The organism is Xylella fastidiosa (assembly GCF_011801475.1).
GTDB lineage: Bacteria > Pseudomonadota > Gammaproteobacteria > Xanthomonadales > Xanthomonadaceae > Xylella > Xylella fastidiosa.
In genome coordinates this window covers 44,811-65,000 of the sequence record NZ_CP044352.1, presented here as the reverse complement: position 1 = coordinate 65,000, position 20,190 = coordinate 44,811, and the positions used below count along the sequence as shown (strand labels likewise).

Here is a 20,190-nt window from a genome sequence, read left to right as displayed (position 1 = left end):
ATTTCATTCCTCAAGAGGCATATAGTCCAACTTACCAATGGAATACGATATCTGTAAAATCTTGCACATACACATTTAGCCAATAACGACGACATTTTTTCTAGATGCAGATCCAGTTATATAATAAAAAAGATGGAATTATAGTACATTAAATCGATCGCGAGGAATACAAACTGAGAGGGCACCTAAAATACCAAGGTTACTTATAACAAAAAATACTTACTTGAAAATACTCTTAACATAAAATATAGAAACCAAAGAATTATACTAAGATAACATCGATCAAAGTTAGAAAATCTCTAGTAAAGATTAAAGATAACAAAATCGGTATTAAGAAGACGACCCAGACCCAACAAATTATCTTTATAATTAGCACCTTATGAATTTTCTTAGCAACCATACTTAGCCTGAATATTTAAATATCAATATTGATCATTGTAAATTATTCACTCGCCATAACAAAGTTAATCAGCCATTATTATCAGTAATATTACTTAGAAGATAGCCAAGAAAATTTATTAAAAATATTTATATTTTATTTTAAAAAAATTGAACGTTTATAACCAAGAAAAGCCTATCATTATGTAAATCATGAATTTATTATGTACCACCAGAAGAGCATATGCAAAGATGTAAAAGATAATAAAGATCCGAAGGCATCAAAATATTGTGCAATCTTTCATTAGGAATTTAAATTTTAATAAAAACGCCTCTCTTCATAATTTATTCAAAATAAAAAACTAATGAGATTAAAATGAAATAAATATGACATGGAAGAAAGCTTCCGCTCACCATTTCGAAAAATCCTCTGCAAAAATATCGGATAATTATGAAATTTTTATAATTATTCATTCTCAATAAAAACAATCGAGTCCTCAACCATTATCAAATACTTCTTGATTTCACTAATTGAGCGTAACTCCTATTTTAAATTAAACAACCATGCCAACAATACAATATTGATCTAAAAATATAACATTATAAAGCTCGAGACACCCAGCATCCTCAACATATCATTGACATGTCACTCCTAGCAAAACACCAGAAAATATGTACTACTGATACTCCCCTCAAGAAAATAACACTGAAAACTAGAGTATGTACAATCTTAAGATTGCATAATGCTGTCCTCACCGATAACTGATATATGCAAATCTAAGTACGACGGACGGTGTTTTTTATGCCTATAGCAAAAACGATCAATAGATAGTTGCCACAGAATACCCCTTAAGTACAAAAGCCTTGCAAATTACTGTGTACAGCATTGGATCTTTTAGTCACGAACACATTTGAAACCGGAAAATGATAAATGTTCTCTCCTTCCTTGAGCACCATATAGGCAAGCGCTTATTCAAAGACAAGCCATTCACTTGAGCAAGTGTTTTCAGAAACGCAATTAATGCGCCAATAGGAAGTACCTGCGATGGATTAGCGCCCCAAGAAACCATCGGATACACGGATGCAGCATCAATTGTCATCATCTTATCAAAGACAGCGCTTTCATCCGTTACTCATTCACACAATGACTACAACTAACACCTCCTTCAACGCGCATGTTGCATAGCATCATGCATTGCTTCACTCCATTGCGAAAGTTGCGATGACTCACTTTGACTCAATAACACCTCCTTAGCGACTTCCGGTTCCGATCTAGCGGATAATAAACAGGGCCAAACCGCTGAAGATCTCTGGTAAAACAACATCAAATCCCATTGCACCGAACACATAACCAAGCTGGAACAGTGAGAAATGTTAAAAATCAAGCATCAAAATACCGGTAACTGTATCCCTGTAAATCCCATTGCAAATGAGGCCTGCACTAAAATTCCGTCACCAAGAAAAAATCACCGATAATCGCTAGAATTATTCGATTCATTTCCAAATAGATATTGAATTAAGATCTATAAAAATATTCATCGCCCATGGGGAGCTTATGGTGTGATTAGTGTCTTCACTTGTTTCTTCCATATGATCAGCGCAATGCATTCTTCTCAACAAGAAGAAGTATGAACGGAGCCAATTTGAATAAGACTAGATCATTCTTTATTTACTACTACTACACCGGCGCTTGACTTCATATTCTCCTTTGAGAATATAGATCAACTCATATCCAGTATGCACGTGCATTGTGTCCTTTACGGCTAAGTTGATTTGGTAGTTCCGTCGAGAATAATCGGCTCAAAATGAAGTTCTTGACTGAACAAGTCATCAGCGAAATTATCGATAAGTAACCAGAGTAATGACTCACTTAAGAGTGTAACAGCTTACATTATCCCCTACTTATTTATCCAAGATAAATAACGCATCATCAAATGTAGCAATTGATAATATTTTTTACTCGTTATGAATCTCTATTTATAAATTTCTCTTTAACCATGCAGCTATTCGCTTGCACAAGTGACTGCGGAAAAGAAGTATCCGTAATCAAAATCGTTTAATTAATATGATTATCAAAATTTCCTGACCATCTAAGGAAGATTTAAAACCTATATTTTAATAATACTCATCAAAATATTGGATCCATCTATTCATAATCAATCCAACCATGGCTTGCTAAATGCTTATGAGTGATGGGTCTATCGATTCCCACACACGTTGGGTAGCAAATGATTAAAAGCTGATAACCATCTCCTAATAATGGAAAAACGGCGTGCAAATACACACTACCCGATGTAATGATTGATTCACGTAAGGCATGATGAGAATTTCTTAGTTTATGTAGAATCCGCCCCCCTGTTACTGAACAAAGGAGACAGACTGATGGGAAACCAAAAAACCTGCTAGAAGGAACTCCAGCAGACCTTTCGATCTTGCCGCGCCACACACCATAAAAAAGCGAGCCTTCTAAACTAATTGCTGAACCAAATCACCGTGTAGATGCGCCCCCTAGAAGTTCACCTTGCATCGCAGTAGAAATAGACCATCATTTTAAGCCAGATAAATGCCTTCGAACATCCGCTTATTCGAGATTACATCATTGCGAAAAACGCAAATATCCTATTTCACCGGTTGGAGTAACGCGCAGCAAGCAATCTTCAAAACCGTTCACATGTAAGCAGTTGAAATACAAGAATCGAGATCTTGAGCACTCGCAATACCCCACCCCGAAAAGAAAAACAATGGACAACGAGACGGAAAGAGAGGGAAAAATGCTGACTTTTAACGTGAAAACCACTCGCGACCCTCTTTCAGAAAAGAGCGGAAATGAAATAACGCGTTTTCGGAAAACAAAAAAGCCAACAACAAAGGGTTGGCTTTGATGGACTGGCGCGCCCGGAGGGATTCGAACCCCCGACCAATGGCTTCGGAAGCCACTACTCTTATCCACTGAGCTACGAGCGCGTAATAGCCAATGATACTAAACCAAGAGCATGAACACATCCAGGTTTACAATCACCATATAAACAGCCCCCAATTTCCCCATAATCCTTCATCCGATAACTCACCGTGAGTATGGCTTACGAACGCTTCACATCGGCGATCACACTACTACTGCATTGGCGCAACCGCCTTGATCCGTATTGGAAGCTGGCACGCGGCGACCGCCCTGTTGGCTTTTTGCTTCTGCTATGGCCCACCTGGTGGGCACTATGGTTAGCCGCCGACGGTGTACCACCATGGTGGACCCTCTGTGTCTTCACTACTGGCATCTGGCTGACACGCTCAGCCGGATGCGTCATCAACGACTACACCGACAGATGGCTTGATCCACACGTCGAACGCACCTGCACACGCCCCTTGGTCACCGGGACCGTTTCACCACGCAACGCCCTACTGATGTTCGGCACATTGATGCTAATCGCCTTCGGCCTCGTGCTCACGATGAATCGGCTTACCGTATTACTTAGCGTGGCGGGGCTATTTCTGGCTATGACCTATCCATATTTAAAGCGCTATACCCACCTACCCCAAGTTTACTTAGGCATAGCCTTTGGCTGGGGTATTCCGATGGCCTTCGCTGCCATACAGGGGAAAGTACCAACGCTGGCTTGGTTACTATACGTTGCAAACATCCTATGGACCACGGCCTATGACACTTGGTATGCGATGGTTGATCGCGACGACGACATCAAAATGGGGGCTAAATCCACCGCGATTTTGTTCGCTGACCTGGATCTAGTAGTACAAGGAGTGCTATACACACTCATGCTATTAACATTGTGTTTGGTCGGCCTACGCGCCACGCTCTCCCACACCTACTGGATTAGTTTAATCTCAGCCGTAGCGCTCATCGGATACCAATTCATCATCGCTCGACGTCGCGAACCCACCGCCTGTTTTCGCGCATTCATGCATAACAACTGGGTCGGCATGACGATCTTCGCTGGCATTGCCCTTGCCACAACACACTGACCCTCACTGACACGAATTGAATAAACAACGTGAACAAGCAACTCTATCAACATCATTCCAATCACCCGCCCAACCTAAAACCAATGGGGAAGACTACTTGTTATGATCAGACACCTTAAAATACCAATACGATCATGACACCAAGCCAATAACACATCGGCCACAGAATGACAGAAAAACGCAACAGACAACCCCAACCTACATAGTAGGACAGAACACATCGTGCAATGAAAACAATAGGAGGATATCGGTCAGCACACCATGTCTCACTGATCACCATACCCATTTTTTTGGCAAAAAACATCCGTAACCAGCGCTGCTTGATAACAATGTATTTAAAAATTTCTTTACAAGACACTGATTACACTTTTCGCCGCAGCAATTATCGCTTACAACGAACACTCAATATAAACAACAAGTTGAATATGTACTACACCCTAACTTCACCCCAATATTCCATATCATCAAAAACTGACTGACACATATCGCTACTCCATTCATCGCTAGCATATGTTCCAGATTGCCATCCTACATCCTCATCATTGAATTATGACCCGCACAAAGCATTTGCGGAACCGTGATGATCTTGAATAACTAGTAATCCATACACTCCAATTAATATCAGTCATATAACTCAACAAAAACACCTGCCACACACAAAAACACAGTCATCCAACCCAAAGACTGTATCTAGGACCACTGATATAGCTAAGCCTCTAAAACACCCAACCTAACCCATATACCCCAGAGACTGGCCACTAAGTCAATTCAATATTCAAAGAGATGACTTAGTGCAATCCTTTTCCTTACCACGCAGCTTTTCCCAACGCGTACGGGTATTCTGACAACGTCGGTACGACTCAACCGCTTCTATAGCAGACTGGTTGGCCGTTTTACGTGCAGCCTGGATACGCTGCTGATGAAGTTGAGCAAGTTTCTCACGGATCTCTGGGATGACTGCAATCGTGGCACGCTCACCTTCCAAGATCGCAGCATTACGTTGATCAAAGTCAGTCGAACCAATGTCCAGCACCTTGGGGTGGATCACGATATTAGCGCGCTTAAGTTCTGCCTCACCCAAATGCTGGCCCATAATCGAAATCGACTGATTCACCGTACCGACCAATCCCCCAGGATTCTTACCAGTGGCTTTGCTGGAAATATCTACCGCAATGACGAAATCAGCACCCAATTGACGTACCGCATCCACTGGTACCGGACTAGTGATACCACCATCCACATAGTGGTATGCCCCAATAGTGACAGGCTCAAATACACCTGGGATGCTACAGGAAGCACGCACTGCCTCACCGACATTCCCGCGTACAAACATCGTACGTTGCCCATCCTCTAACCGCGTGGCGATCGCCCCGAATGGCATGTTCAGCTTTTCGATTGGACGTTTACCTACTAGTTCATTGACATAGTTTTGAAGTTTCTGCCCCTGTACCAAGCCACCCGAGAAAAAACGCAAGTCACGAATATTACTCTCATCCATAGCAACCGCTTTTGTTTGTATCTTGAACGAGTCCATGCCGCTGGCGTATAGCGCGCCAACCACACTACCAGCACTGGTACCCGCAACCACACTTGGAGCTAACCCATTGGCTTCCAACATCTTGAGAACACCAATATGGGCGAAACCCTTGGCCGCACCGCCACCCAGTGCAATACCGATTCGCAGCGGTGGCAACGATATGTCGGACGACTGAGATACAGAAGACAACCGTGAAGCCGAACGCGGCGCGCTACTGCAAGCAGTCAACAAGGCAACCACAATGGTCGCCCAAAATGAACATCGAAAAGTAAAACACATGTTAGATAGTGCAAGATAAGAAAGATGGACAGGATAACGGTTACATCCACTGACAACTCTACGCCACAAAACACGGTTCAGGATATCCCTGCTACACGTACTTCCGCGGTTGCATGAAACGCCGTTTTTATGATTGATGAGAGACAACCAAACTCATCGAACATTATATGGATCCTCCGCATCTCATAGCACACGGTATCCACCGGAAACAGCGGGGAAACAGCTTCAATTTAAGTCCATTATGAAAACTCAACAACCTTCCTCCTCTCGCCCCCATCACTCCAAGAATCCAAATTGACACCGTCATACATGAACGACACAACATCCACCAATGTCGCCAATAAGACGCCCCATCCTATAGGGTGGGGTTTTTGTACATAGACAACAAATCACTTCAAACAACATGTTTGCAAGCGATATCAGCATGTACATTACCGTGATGCTGATCTTTGTTAGAAACATTCTCCATGAGATGCATTGGACGCAATCCCAGGCGCTGGAACAGAGCTTGATCCCGTTCAGTCTCCGGATTAGCAGTGGTCAACAGTTTCTCACCGTAGAAAATCGAGTTGGCACCAGCCATAAAGCAAAGCAACTGTAACTCATCACTCATCGACTCCCGCCCTGCGGAAAGACGTACCATCGACCTGGGCATAGTGATCCGTGCCACTGCAATCATGCGTACAAACTCAAACGGATCAAGCGTCTGTGTACCATGCAGAGGAGTCCCAGCTACTTGAACCAAAAGATTGACCGGCACAGAATCAGGATGCGCTGGCAGAGTAGCTAGAGTCAGCAGCAAACCAACGCGATGCTGACGCGTCTCGCCCATGCCGACAATGCCACCACAACACGTTTTCAAACCAACATCACGCACATGGGCCAAAGTATCCAGCCGATCCTGATATTGCCGAGTGTGGATGACCGAATCGTAAAAATCCGGCGATGTATCCACATTATGATTGTAGTAATCCAGACCAGCATCCTTGAGCGCCTGCGCCTGACACGTATTGAGCATGCCTAGCGTGGCACACGTTTCCAGGCCAAGTGCTTTAACCTCCCGAATCATCGACGCAATTTTTGGAATATCCCGATCCTTGGGTGAGCGCCAAGCGGCCCCCATGCAAAAACGGGACGCACCGGCCAACTTCGCTTGTCGTGCCTTCGCAACGACTGCATCAACGTCCATCAACTTCTGCGCTGTCACACCAGTGTCATAACGCTGCGCCTGTGGACAATAAGAACAATCTTCCGGACAGCCGCCAGTCTTAACCGACAACAATGTAGACACCTGAATCTCAGCAGGGTCGAAATGCTGACGATGCACACTAGCGGCCCGATAAAGAAGTTCTGGCAACGACAAATCGAACAGCGCATGTAACTCTTCGGCAGTCCAGTCGTAGCGGATGATAGAGGACATCAACGTTTCCTGACGGTAACCGATCAACAAGTTCGGCAGTCTGGTCAGGATGAAAGACGCTGTCAACTCGAATCACATATTGACTGACACTTGGTGTGATCGCCTGCTGCGCTGGTTACTCCCATCCTACTGTCTGGCCTGCAATGAACCAGGCCACCAAGGCAAAACATTATGTGCAACCTGTCAACTTCTTCTGCCACGGATGGAGAACGCCTGTCTCCGCTGCGCTGCCCCACTTAAAGAACTTGAAGGCATACACCCAACATGTGGTCCCTGCTTATACGATCCACCACCGTTGGAAACAGCCCACGCAGCATTTCTATACCACTGGCCAATTAACAAACTCATATCGCGTTTCAAATTTCACCAAGATTTAGAATGTGGCCACCTATTAGCTGACAACATGGCCATGGCTGCGCAACATTGGCCGCGACCGCAAGCACTTGTCCCTGTGAGCTTACACCACGGACGTTTGCTTACACGCGGCTACGATCAGGCTCTTGAATTAGCACGCCACCTCGGAAACAGATTGCAACTACCATGCCTGCCAGCATTACGCCGAGTGCGTGCAACCATCCCACAATCTCAACTCAATGCAAATAAACGCCGCAGCAACCTGCACAATGCATTCATTCCCATACATCCACTCCCTACACACGTTGCCCTCGTTGATGATGTGATGACAACAGGCACTACCCTACATGCAGCAGCACGAGCATTACGCCACACTGGGGTTACAAGGATCGATGCCTGGATCTGCGCACGCGTGCCATGAGCAGATCAGCAACACCGGCAACACCGGCAACACCGGCAACACCGGCAACACCGGCAACACCGGCAACACAACCACCTTACCCCATCTGTAATGCATTTTCCGAAATGCGGGCATAATCTGAAAAATATTTCATGCCAACATCAAATAAGAACTTGTTAAATTCACACAACACCGTACTGACATAACATCGTGATGAAAAAACACCCATCACATCTTAAATATCACTGTATTTATTTTCATTAATCACTTTCACCTCAATAAATCATCGCCTCCATACGTTTTTATATAACATCAAACCTATTTTATAAAATAAAAAATTGATCTTATCATCCAGAACCATCACTGATAACAAAAATTCTTTTCTTGCAGCACCTAAAAAACTTCAAACGCTTAAAGTGATGTACCACGCATGATCCATACAATGCCCCCTTTCAATACGGCCAATGACTACCTCTTATCAAAGAGTAAACCGCCAAGCAACATCATCTTCAAGACTGACTCAGTAATCAGCATATCCAGCCCAACAAATTAGAGAAACCTATTACTTCCACCCTGGAAAGCAACGTCACCGAGATAAAAGCACCAGATAAATTCACTAATCATCTTTTATTCATCAAGAATGACATCAGTGCTCTAGATAACAAAGAGACACCTCTCAACGCAATTACTCGTCAAATGCACACATCATCATGACAATTAGCCTCTAATGGCAACCTCACCATCAATGAGATTTTTGCTGACTTGCAGCATCACATCCTTGGCATTCTGACCAATACACAGCTGCGTTGTATCACCGTTCAATCTTTCGGCGTTCTAATTCAATCCATGATGAAACCGTAAAGTACAAGTGCTGGAGTGACCTTCAAAATTATGACATTGATACCATGCACCCCTTACCCAATAGCACCAACAACATATTGAAATGGGATCAAAATTTTAAAAAAACTAACGAAATCTGTCCGTAAAACACAACCCCTATCCAATCAATCTATAGACCTAAACCACCGGCACAGCATGTAAATATCTTTCCGATCCTGATCCCACATGTAATGCCAGTACAAAATTAAAAAATGTATCAGGCACGTCATACTGTTGTTACACACATTGTTTGAACTAGATAGAGCAACCGCGATGAGTTTATTTGGAAATAAAATTAAACCAACCCAAGAGCATAATCAGCTTGCAACTGTCGCTTTCTCTGGGGAGCGTATCGAAGAAATTGATCCAGAATTAATTGACCTAGAAAAACAGATGCGTAGCAAGGATAACCCTGGCTTCACGATCGAATCATTAATGGAACTTGGCAATGACATGAAACGAGATGGACAACATGAGCCTGTTATATTACGTAAAAACTCTAAAAAACCAGGCCGTTATTTAATGGTCGCCGGTGAACGCCGTTGGCTTGCTTGCAAAGCCGTTGATATCAAACTCAAAGCCGTAATTAGAGAATTGACCGACGATCAGGTAAGACGAGTACAACGCGCCGAAAATATCCAACGCGAAAATCTGACACAACTAGAAATTGCAGTTGCACTGCGCGATGACAAGGAACGTCTTGGTACGTTAGAAAAAGTCGCCGCCGAATGGAACAAAGGAATCAACTGGGTCTCTGAACGCATCAACTTTCTCGAAGTAGTAGAGACCAACAGCCTCACCAGTCAAGCTGTTACAGAAGGCATCACCGCTGATATTACGGCCATCAACGACCTATATCGACTTGAAAAGGTCAATCAAACTGCAGCAAAAACGATTATCGATCAAGCCAAAGTAGATCCTGGAATCAATATGCGTAAAACAGTCCGTGAAAAATTACAAAATGCCAAGTCAACAACAAATGAAAAAAACGCGACGACTGATTCCCGCATGCAAGAATCCAAAACTGATTTCCAAGAAGGAGAAACACACCTAACAAACATCTCCAATCAAGAGAAACCGACAACCGTTGCCTCTGCACCTCTCCCCCCCGATGCAGCACAGCTTGTTGCATTAGCGGCCAAGCAAATGGAAACACTTTGTACCGAGGTCAGCGCACTTTCCAAGATCCTACACCAACGTCAAGATGTTATCAGCGCACTCGGTGATGTACTGCAAAACGTCGTACAAGCACAAGCAGCGTTGTTTCGTACACGCCATGTATTGGCTTCACTTGCCAACTTAAAATGAATAACCTCAAAGACGCTGATACAAAATATCGTGTATTTAATGAAATGATTAAATCAATCCGAGATGCCTCCTAACATACGTTCCACATCAAATGATGTTTGAACCACTCACAGTGAAAATTATCTTCATGAAAACCACCCTATCAACTTTCACTGAATATATCCGTAAAACTTTATTCAAATAAAGAAAAAAATAACGTCAATAGGTACACAACACCACCTCATCCTCTCATGCTTCTATCGCATTCAATAGAAAATCTTGCAATGGAAAGACTCAAAGTGAATCGGCTATCATACGACCTCCATGCCTAATGAAACCAACAACTCCTTAATATAACGAAGCTTGATTTCAAACATACTTCGCCACATAACATCGAAAAAGCAAATAAGATCACACAACACATCATGATGAACACCCGCCTGTAGCGTCACACCTACTCAGATGCCTTGAGGTCACCACAAAATCCTATAAACCTCACAGACTCCGAAACAACATCAACGCATAGAAACAGCAGGGTTGACCGAATCCAGAATATCCAAGTAACGGCGCACTGTTGGTATTAATCCCTCATATAACGCCTCACTGATCAGTGCGTGACCAATCGAAACCTCCAACACATCAGGGACAGCCCCTAAAAACACACCAAGATTCGTTTGCGACAAGTCATGGCCAGCATTGACACCCAAGCCGACATCCTGCGCAAGACGTGCCGTAGTAGCAAATTCACGCAACACAGCATCCGAACAACCCGCATGATGCATCTCCGCATACGGCCCCGTATAAAGTTCAATCCGATCCACACCCCATATTGCTGCATCAGCCAGACCGGTGACGTTAACGTCAACAAATAGACTCACGCGACATCCCCACTGCTTGATTTCATCAATCAATGGACGCAGCCCAGGACCTTCCCGTGCAAAATCGAAACCGTGATCGGATGTTATCTGCTGATCCCCATCGGGAACCAAAGTGACCTGATGAGGGCGGGTTTCACGGCAAAGTGCCAGAAGCCCACAATAACCTGCACGTGGCTCTGCAAACGGATTACCTTCGATGTTGAATTCCACACCGCGTGCACGGGTCAAAGCCGATAACCTGATCACATCATCATGGCGGATATGACGTGCATCAGGACGCGGATGCACCGTAATACCGTGCGCACCTGCATCAATGCAGGCACTAGCTGCACGTATCACATCGGGTGCACCGTGACCACGGGAGTTACGTAAAACTGCAATCTTATTAACGTTGACACTCAACCGAGTACGCTGACTCATTTATTTATTCCACCGACATCATCATTACCCCCAACAACAGGAGATAACCTGCGGACTGCAGCCAATTCCTGCAACCTCTGTAATTCAACTTCATCAACCATACTTCTAATGTCGTGGTTGCGGTGACGATACTCCTTGGAATATTGCACACACGTCCAAAACAACAACAAGCCCAGCGCACCGAAAAGTGTCACCAACAGCAGCCAAATCTGCGGTATGAAAAAGGCAACACCCATCGCAGCAATGGCCAACAATAAAAGCACCCAATGCATTGCTATCTCCCTATCGAATCGACACAGTGTAGCCACTCACTGGTTCGTTTGTATGCCCGCTCCCAACAGAAAGACAACGCACAACGTTGATCTCATTCAGACCTATCCTCTTGCTCCTAATGTCGACACCTTAACCACCCGTACCGACAATAATGACAACGATCAAGCAAGCTAAAACCATTAGATGAGCATCATCCGACTGACACAGTACTAGATCGCAAATGGATCCATCTTCAAGATATTCTAGAAACAGATGGAGTCTCTCTATCCCCTATACAGATAGCCAATCGTTTTATGACGCGATGCTAGCTGGCCACGGCGAACTTTGAGATGGAGACTTCAAGTCAGTATGCAAGCGTTTCTACTGCATCGCATATCAATCAATCCATATTAATGTATTAATGGATCTGGATTATCTCTCAGCGAGTGAGTTGTATTTCTGCTATTGATGCGCATTCGATATAGTCAAACACTGCCTATAGAGCGTTGCAAACTGCAGATCTCTTTTTTTACAGTGTTTCATTACACGGAACACGCAATAGTAAGACTGTCTCTCTTACCGCCTTATCTCTACCCAAAGACATAGATAACAGATAACAGATAACAGATAACAGATAACAGATAACAGATAACAGATAACAGATAACAGATAACAGATAACAGATAACAGATAACAGATAACAGATAACAGATAACAGATAACAGATAACAATACTCTTGTATTTTTATCCGTGTTCGATCATATTTTATAACGCTTAAATATAATACTGAGAAACACTTCCTACTAATCAACCTCAATGCCGTTTATATCTATTGATTGAATCAATACTCCATAATTTATTTTCATTGACATAAAACCTTACAACATAGTGCGCACATTGATACTCCAGATTCAATGCAGCCAATCAGCGTAATAGCCTGTCATATTTTCGGCATCTGCAGTAATCATCCTCTCTCTGAGAGTTAATTTATCAAGTGGCATAACGCATTACAAGACAACGCGCTCAATGGAAAATGCACATTCACCCAGTGCATCAATACCACAATCACTCTTCAACGTTTCTTTGAAATTTCCTTCTAATGAAAAAAGTGGAGATTTTTTCAAAAAAACAGAATGTTTCCGCCGAGGTTCCAATTTTCATGGTACTAGCACCAAGCAATGATCTTATGCTCCCTCATTGTCTTGACGTGCTATAAATTAGAAGAAGATATGAACATACGAAACTCAACCAACCATTCAATAAATCCAAGCTCATCTTTCAAAAAAGGTAATGCAGGAACATTTTATCCACTCATATAAGCTCAATATCTATCGCCTCGGCCACAACCGCACCACAAAGAAAATCTCCAAATCAGAATCGTTCTGACGATATCGCACCATCAACAATGTTTTGTTGCAATCGTATCTGCATACTACCTCCCCTTCGTTGATACCTCACTTTTTGTTTTTATAAGAAAGCTGAGCCTGGATTAAGCATCACAACTAATGAGAGCACATCGGTTAGACAACAAGGTGATGCCGTTTGAACAACTTTTTATCGCAGTCAACGGCACACCAAATAAACCTGAAGAATGTACAAATCAAAACTCTGAAGGACTATACATCCTCATCTCAATACGATGGCCGTCACTGAGAGCCAATCCAACATGATTTTACACGCTGCGATATGAAATACTTCGTCGACCCATCACAACAACTCGGCATTCCTCTTGCCGCTTAGATCCAAGAAAATACGATGGAATAATCAGCTTCATCTTGCATATCCACGACAACAATGGAATTTTTTCCGCGCATTTATTAATAGAAATAATAGACGATATGAAACAATGCAATGCCTTGAATTTATCTAGTAGGATCACACCATTATGCGGCCATTTCTTCATCCATCGGACCGAAAAATTCATAATGAACCTGTGCTGCTGGCACACCAGCACCGATCAGATCACGAACAAAAGTGCGCAAGAAGGGACGCGGGCCACAAAGGTAAAAATCGGCCTTTTGAAACGGTGTATTGGCTCGCAACCAATCAATGGTGATAAACCCGGCTTCCGCATCATCGGCTTCACTACGTTGTGTATAGAACGTCGTGGCTTTCATATGCTTGTGTCGACTCACTAAAGCACGAATATGAGCATCCATCGCATGTGTTTCTCGATTCTGAGTACCATGGACATACCATACCTGCGCATCAGGATACGCTTCAGCGATCTGCTCCATCATGCTCACCATTGGTGTTAATCCGACACCACCAGATAAAAGAACGATTGGCCTTTCAATCACACTGGGAAGGAAAAAATCACCCACAGGCGGCGTACATTCGATAATCGTTCCAACTTTCGCTTGATCGTGTAGAAAAGCCGATGCCCCTGTGCCGTGTTCACGTTTAACGGTAATCCGATAATGGTCGCTATTAGGACCACAGGAAATAGAGTAATTGCGTTTCATACCCGGCATGCCGGCTGCATCGAAACGAAACGTAAGATATTGTCCGGCCTGATGGGGGACAACCGGCCCACCATCCTCAGGATGCAGCATAAACGAAGTAATCGTTTCACTTTCAGGAATACGCTTGGAAATGACAAAACGCCGCCAGTGGATCCACCCACCGTTCTTGGTCATGATCCCCTCACGAATCACTGCTTCCCGATCTTTTAAAAGATTTGCAATAAACCAATACGCTTCTCCCCAGGCTTCCAACACTTCTGATGTGGCAACGTCACCCAAGACTTGCTTAATCGCACCCAGTAAAGCGGTTGCGACATGAGGATAATGTTCTGGATGGATTGCATAACCAACATGCTTTTGTGAAATTCTTTCAATCGCTGATGCAAGCACACCCGGGTTATCAATATTGCGAGCGTACGCCAGTATCGCTCCAGCAAGTGCATGGATTTGAGTGCCGTTCTTCTGGTTTGCCTGATTGAACAGCGCCTCAATCTGCGGATCTTCGAACAATCGATGGTACATGGCTTCGATGATAGTTGTGCCATGTTCGGCCAATAATGGCACTGTAGATTTTATAAGTGTAATTGTATGTGGCGAAAATGATGCAGACATCTATTAATTCCTTCGACATGAGTTCTTGAATGCCGCGAACGGATGATACATCGCCCCTCATTCAAAATTCATTTAAATTATTTTTATACACACCCCATCAAAACATCTGGAAAATATACCTGGATGATGTTTTATCAATGATCGAACACGTATTACGTGCACAAACACTCATCAGACACCCAAGCAACCCTGTGGGGTCTATACACCTTGATGCTCATAACATAAAAAAACGCTACGTAAAGATCATCAAATACCAGGAACCATTGACATATCAGAAAGAAATACGGTTTGTCCAGAATTTGAAACATGGAAATACTCATTCCCACTGAATCAGGCAATATAAACTTCACTCCGATCTGATCCCTCATTTTGGAGAACATGATAGGGAGGGAATCACAAATACCTTATCTATCAATAGATCATCACACGCATCATGTTTTCTAATTCATTGATTAAATTTACCATTTAATAAAATTGGCCCACACCACGATCACCATAACACCGGAATCATCCATGACACCTCGCATGGTATTCCTATCCAATCGAGCACACACATCACACGTATTTCATCCATAGACATCACATTTCTCATGTCAAGGATGCGCATTAACGGAGCTTACTCATACAGTACCACTGACTCTTGTGTGGCAACCCTCTCTACGGATCACATAGATATCTCCAAGCGAATCTACTTGTCCAATCACCCGCTTGCTTTAAGCATCACTCACCCTCAGCAATCTTCGTCATCGTAAACACGAAACAAAACATGCATACCACTTCAATCACTAAAGACAATCTTTCCTTTGTATTCGGACATCACCATTCACACACACGTGAACATGATTTCCAACCTTTCCAAATTAATTCACCGATCACAGAAACGATATAACACCACTAATGCACCGCCAACCTATTTGAGGGGGCATGAACACAATAAATCCAATATGAAACAGATCAAGCACACTTCCTACGCGGCGGAACACCTTCATCCTAGACATTCGTTACTTCCTTACAACCCCATTTCCACTGATATGCCCCACCCCAATCCCTTTATTCCCAAACCAGTGTTCTGAATGTGCACTGGGTTATTCATTTCGATCATGGATGAAGCCCGGAAATGCAGAAGGCATTACCATTCCACTCACCCTGTTCACACCTACGGAGATGTTCTGCGTATCAGTAACGCTAGCTCCAGCATGACTCTCCTCAATGCCCTCCCGAATGCCCAGACACTTAGAATGAATATCATCCTGCCACCACGTAGAATCATTGCGTGAACGTCTCTCATGTGCTTTATCACTTAAATCAGAACCAGCGCGAGGCCGTTGCTGCAGCTCCCGGCCACTACCTGATCCTCGCCGGTGCCGGATCAGGAAAAACCCGCGTTCTCACTCATCGCATCGTTTGGCTCAACGAGGTAAATGGAGTACCCACCCACAGCATGATGGCCGTCACCTTCACGAACAAGGCCGCCGGCGAAATACAACAACGGATTGATCTACAACTGCGCCACGGTAAACGCGGCATGTGGATCGGGACCTTCCATAGCCTGGCGCATCGCTTACTGCGCCTGCATTGGAACGACGCAACATTACCCGAAAACTTCCAGGTCATAGACAGCGACGATCAATTGCGCCTCGTCAAACGAGTGATCCAGTCCTTGGGATTGAATGACACCCTCTTCCCTCCCAAACAGGCGATGTGGTGGATTAATACACAGAAAGATGAAGGACGCCGCCCAGAGCACATCCAACCCGAGTCACACGACGACTGGATCGAGACTCAGCGCCGCATCTATACCGAGTATCAGGAGCGCTGCAACCGCGCTGGTTTGGTCGATTTTTCGGAACTGCTGCTGCGGGCACATGAACTACTACGCGATACCCCTGCACTACTGACACACTACCGTTCGCGCTTCCGTGAGATTCTGATCGACGAATTCCAAGATACCAACGCCATCCAGTACGCGTTTGTGCGTGTCCTTGCCAATGACACTGGCCACATCTTCGCCGTCGGCGATGACGACCAAGCCATCTACGGCTGGCGTGGTGCCAAAGTTGAGCATGTACAACACTTCCTGAAAGATTTTCCAAACGTGCAGACCATCCGCTTGGAGCAAAATTACCGCTCCAGCGCCAATATCCTTGACGCTGCCAACGCAATCATTGCCCATAACCCAGACCGAATTGGCAAACGCCTCTGGACTGAATCCGGTGTTGGTGAATCCATCGACCTATACGCCGCCTACAACGAGATTGATGAAGCCCGCTACATCGTCGAACGCGCCCGCCAGTGGGTACGCGACGGCGGCAGCTACGGCGAGATCGCAGTGCTTTACCGTAGTAACGCACAGTCCCGCGCATTTGAAGAAGTGCTGCAATCCGAACATATCCCCTACCGTGTTTACGGCGGCATGCGCTTCTTCGAGCGTGCCGAAATCAAGGATGCCCTAGCCTATCTGCGCCTGCTTGCCAATCGTAGCGATGATGCTGCGTTCGAACGCGTTGTAAATACCCCCGTACGCGGCATCGGTGAGCGCACCTTAGATGAAGTAAGACACCTAGCACGTACCCAAGGCTTAGCACTATGGGATGCGGCAATGGCATGTACCCAATCAACCACGCTGACCGCGCGCGCGCGTAACGCCTTGGCGAGTTTCCTCAATTTACTGCAACAACTTGCGCTGGAAACCAACCAGATGGATTTAGCCGAACGAATTGACCATATGCTGCAGCGTTCGGAGTTACGCCAGCACTGGAAGAAAGAAGCGCGTGGTTCTCTGGATGCCGAATCACGTCAAGAAAACTTAGACGAACTTGTTTCCGTCGCTTCACGCTTTGTCCTTCCGCAAAACGACGAAGACACACCCATCATGACCGAATTAGACGCGTTCCTATCCTACGCGTGCCTGGAAAGTGGTGATGGTCAAGTCCAAGCTGGTGAAGAAGGCGTACAACTGATGACCCTACACTCAGCCAAAGGCTTGGAATTCCCCCTAGTCTTCTTGGTGGGCTTGGAAAATGGATTATTCCCCAGCGCGCGTTCCCTGGATGAACACGGCCGACTAGAGGAAGAACGCCGCTTAGCGTATGTCGGCATCACCCGCGCCCGTCACAAACTCATCCTCAGCTATGCCCAAGCACGGCGTATCCACGGTAAAGATAACTACAACGTCCCCTCACGCTTTTTACGCGAGATCCCGCAGGATCTATTGCATGAAGTACGCCCCACCATCCAGGTCTCACACCAGCCCCCATTAGGAGCAACGCAACGTCCAGCCCATGATGAACGCGACGCAGCACCTATCAAGCTCGGCGTGAACGTCATACACCCTACATTTGGGTGCGGCGTGGTTGTCGACTACGAAGGCAGCGGCGTGCACACCCGCGTACAAATCAAATTCGATGACGCCGGTACAAAATGGTTGGTCATGGCATACGCCAAACTCAGCGTGGTATAGACACACATCACCACTGCACTGTGCCTCTCGCACTCTCACTGCAACAGTGCATACCGACGTCATAGACTTTGTCTCCCCCGACATCAATACGATGCCGGGGAAGTGCTCCATTCATTCTAAAGCCCGTTTCCGCATCGAATTTCTGCGGCGTGCATCCCGCGCGATCACCGCTGCTTCTCAGGTCCGCCCGATCGTTTGGTTCTTACGCTCCGCCAAACACTTCTCCAAATAATGGATGTTCTGTCCACCGGACTGGAAACCCTTATCGCACATAATGCGCTGCTGCAATGGGATATTGGTCTTGATCCCATCCACGACCATTTCGCTCAGCGCCAAATGCATGCGCGCAATCGCCGTCTCACGGTCCGGACCATGCACGATAAGCTTGCCGATCATCGAATCATAGTTCGGCGGCACCTTGTAACCACTGTAGATATGCGTATCCATACGCACACCCGGACCACCTGGTGGATGGAACGCAGTAATCAAACCCGGATTGGGCAAGAACGTCTCCGCATCCTCAGCATTGATACGGCATTCGATCGCATGGCCACGCAACACCACATCGCTCTGCTTGATACTCAATGGCTGACCAGCGGCAATACGCAACTGCTCGCATACCAAGTCAATACCAGTGATACGCTCCGTCACCGGATGCTCTACCTGGATGCGCGTATTCATCTCGATGAAGTAAAAACGACCATTCTCGAACAGAAATTCAAACGTCCCAGCACCGCGGTAACCGATACGAATACAGGCATCTACACACACCTGACCGATTTCATTGCGCAGCGCCTCAGTGATACCGGGTGCGGGGGCTTCCTCCACCACCTTCTGATGGCGGCGTTGCATCGAACAATCCCGCTCCCCCAAATGGATCGCGTTCCCCTGACCATCGGCGAGCACCTGAATCTCCACGTGACGCGGATTCTCCAGAAACTTTTCCATATACACCTGGCCATTGCCAAAAGCGGCTTTAGCTTCACACTGCGTGGTCTCGATAGCCGCCTCTAAACCGGCCTCGGTATGTACCACACGCATCCCGCGTCCACCGCCTCCGCCGGAAGCCTTAATGATGACCGGATAACCGATCTCACGTGCAATTTTGACGTTAGCGACAATGTCATCACCCAATGGACCATCCGAACCAGGGACACACGGCACACCAGCCGCTTTCATCGCATGGATAGCCTGCACCTTGTCGCCCATTAAACGAATCGTCTCTGCCCGTGGCCCAATGAAAATGAAGCCCGACTGTTCCACACGTTCAGCAAAACTAGCGTTTTCCGACAAAAAACCATAGCCAGGGTGGATGGCCTGAGCATCCGTGACCTCAGCGGCGGCAATCAGCGCCGGAATATTGAGATAACTCTCCGCCGATGGTGCAGGACCAATACACACCGACTCATCAGCCATCGCGACATGCTTCAGATTACGATCAACGGTAGAGTGCACCGCAACCGTGCGGATACCCAACGTGTGGCATGCGCGAAGAATACGCAACGCGATCTCACCACGGTTGGCAATAACGACTTTGTCTAACATGAGAAAGGTTCCGAAGTACGGCGTCCTTAAGGCAACGGCCAACGCCTG

Annotated in this window: 11 protein-coding genes, 1 tRNA gene and 1 pseudogene; 5 read left to right on the top strand and 8 right to left on the bottom strand. The window is 45.5% G+C overall.

Annotated features, from left to right (window positions below):
• Nucleotides 1-1,277: 1,277 nt before the first annotated feature.
• Together F7G16_RS12850 and F7G16_RS00235 are read right to left on the bottom strand one after the other, a co-directional pair.
• Nucleotides 1,278-1,496 (bottom strand): annotated as a pseudogene (locus F7G16_RS12850) (hypothetical protein); the annotation flags it as partial.
• Between the two features lie 1,769 nt (nucleotides 1,497-3,265).
• Nucleotides 3,266-3,342 (bottom strand) — tRNA-Arg (locus F7G16_RS00235).
• Between the two features lie 111 nt (nucleotides 3,343-3,453).
• Here F7G16_RS00235 and ubiA point away from each other — a divergent pair.
• Nucleotides 3,454-4,353 (top strand): 4-hydroxybenzoate octaprenyltransferase, encoded by a 900-nt coding sequence (gene ubiA / locus F7G16_RS00230; protein ID WP_004087154.1) that lies wholly within the window; start codon nucleotides 3,454-3,456, stop codon nucleotides 4,351-4,353.
• A 775-nt stretch (nucleotides 4,354-5,128) separates the two neighbouring features.
• Here ubiA and F7G16_RS00225 read toward each other — a convergent pair.
• Both F7G16_RS00225 and bioB read right to left on the bottom strand, forming a co-directional pair.
• Nucleotides 5,129-6,169, bottom strand: a complete 1,041-nt coding sequence (locus F7G16_RS00225; protein ID WP_004087150.1) for a patatin-like phospholipase family protein — start codon at nucleotides 6,167-6,169, stop codon at nucleotides 5,129-5,131.
• Nucleotides 6,170-6,563: 394 nt separating this feature from the next.
• Nucleotides 6,564-7,589 (bottom strand): biotin synthase BioB, encoded by a 1,026-nt coding sequence (gene bioB, locus F7G16_RS00220; RefSeq protein ID WP_004087148.1) that lies wholly within the window; start codon nucleotides 7,587-7,589, stop codon nucleotides 6,564-6,566.
• A gap of 49 nt (nucleotides 7,590-7,638) precedes the next feature.
• On the opposite strand from bioB, the gene F7G16_RS00215 reads away from it, so the two are divergent.
• The 3 genes from F7G16_RS00215 to F7G16_RS00205 all read left to right on the top strand — a co-directional run bounded on the left by F7G16_RS00215 (nucleotide 7,639) and on the right by F7G16_RS00205 (nucleotide 10,530).
• Complete coding sequence (locus F7G16_RS00215; RefSeq protein WP_004087147.1) at nucleotides 7,639-8,364, top strand: ComF family protein; 726 nt, start codon at nucleotides 7,639-7,641, stop codon at nucleotides 8,362-8,364.
• The gene (locus F7G16_RS00210) at nucleotides 8,291-8,455 is read left to right on the top strand and encodes a hypothetical protein (protein ID WP_162501648.1); all 165 of its coding nucleotides are present in this window, start codon (nucleotides 8,291-8,293) and stop codon (nucleotides 8,453-8,455) included. Before F7G16_RS00215 ends, F7G16_RS00210 begins: the two co-directional genes overlap by 74 nt.
• 1,040 nt (nucleotides 8,456-9,495) lie before the next feature.
• Complete coding sequence (locus F7G16_RS00205) at nucleotides 9,496-10,530, top strand: ParB/RepB/Spo0J family partition protein (RefSeq protein WP_004087145.1); 1,035 nt, start codon at nucleotides 9,496-9,498, stop codon at nucleotides 10,528-10,530.
• A gap of 494 nt (nucleotides 10,531-11,024) precedes the next feature.
• Here the strand turns inward: F7G16_RS00205 and F7G16_RS00200 are convergent, their stop codons facing one another.
• From F7G16_RS00200 to hmpA, 3 genes are all read right to left on the bottom strand, one after another.
• Nucleotides 11,025-11,807, bottom strand: a complete 783-nt coding sequence (locus F7G16_RS00200) for a pyridoxine 5'-phosphate synthase (protein ID WP_004087143.1) — start codon at nucleotides 11,805-11,807, stop codon at nucleotides 11,025-11,027.
• The gene (locus F7G16_RS00195) at nucleotides 11,804-12,079 is read right to left on the bottom strand and encodes a hypothetical protein (RefSeq protein ID WP_004087141.1); all 276 of its coding nucleotides are present in this window, start codon (nucleotides 12,077-12,079) and stop codon (nucleotides 11,804-11,806) included. The genes F7G16_RS00200 and F7G16_RS00195 overlap by 4 nt, the downstream gene beginning before the upstream one ends.
• A gap of 1,864 nt (nucleotides 12,080-13,943) precedes the next feature.
• Nucleotides 13,944-15,137, bottom strand: coding sequence for an NO-inducible flavohemoprotein (hmpA, locus tag F7G16_RS00190; RefSeq protein WP_004087135.1), 1,194 nt, complete (start codon nucleotides 15,135-15,137; stop codon nucleotides 13,944-13,946).
• Between the two features lie 1,273 nt (nucleotides 15,138-16,410).
• Here hmpA and uvrD point away from each other — a divergent pair.
• Nucleotides 16,411-18,597 carry a DNA helicase II gene (uvrD, locus tag F7G16_RS00185; RefSeq protein WP_011097484.1) on the top strand — a complete coding sequence of 729 codons (2,187 nt, stop codon included), beginning with the start codon at nucleotides 16,411-16,413 and terminating at the stop codon, nucleotides 18,595-18,597.
• Nucleotides 18,598-18,774: 177 nt separating this feature from the next.
• Here uvrD and accC read toward each other — a convergent pair whose 3' ends face one another.
• Nucleotides 18,775-20,142: an acetyl-CoA carboxylase biotin carboxylase subunit gene (accC, locus tag F7G16_RS00180; protein ID WP_004087119.1), complete on the bottom strand. Its 1,368-nt coding sequence runs from the start codon at nucleotides 20,140-20,142 to the stop codon at nucleotides 18,775-18,777.
• Nucleotides 20,143-20,190 lie beyond the last annotated feature (48 nt).

What these genes read in the sequence shown, in the direction of transcription:
- hmpA (WP_004087135.1), bottom strand. Translation starts at nt 15,137, where the DNA reads ATGTCTGCATCATTTTCGCCACATACAATTACACTTATAAAATCTACA.
- bioB (WP_004087148.1), bottom strand. Translation starts at nt 7,589, where the DNA reads ATGTCCTCTATCATCCGCTACGACTGGACTGCCGAAGAGTTACATGCG.
- F7G16_RS00195 (WP_004087141.1), bottom strand. Translation starts at nt 12,079, where the DNA reads ATGCATTGGGTGCTTTTATTGTTGGCCATTGCTGCGATGGGTGTTGCC.
- F7G16_RS00205 (WP_004087145.1), top strand. Translation starts at nt 9,496, where the DNA reads ATGAGTTTATTTGGAAATAAAATTAAACCAACCCAAGAGCATAATCAG.
- F7G16_RS00210 (WP_162501648.1), top strand. Translation starts at nt 8,291, where the DNA reads ATGCAGCAGCACGAGCATTACGCCACACTGGGGTTACAAGGATCGATG.
- F7G16_RS00225 (WP_004087150.1), bottom strand. Translation starts at nt 6,169, where the DNA reads ATGTGTTTTACTTTTCGATGTTCATTTTGGGCGACCATTGTGGTTGCC.
- F7G16_RS00215 (WP_004087147.1), top strand. Translation starts at nt 7,639, where the DNA reads ATGAAAGACGCTGTCAACTCGAATCACATATTGACTGACACTTGGTGT.
- F7G16_RS00200 (WP_004087143.1), bottom strand. Translation starts at nt 11,807, where the DNA reads ATGAGTCAGCGTACTCGGTTGAGTGTCAACGTTAATAAGATTGCAGTT.
- accC (WP_004087119.1), bottom strand. Translation starts at nt 20,142, where the DNA reads ATGTTAGACAAAGTCGTTATTGCCAACCGTGGTGAGATCGCGTTGCGT.
- ubiA (WP_004087154.1), top strand. Translation starts at nt 3,454, where the DNA reads ATGGCTTACGAACGCTTCACATCGGCGATCACACTACTACTGCATTGG.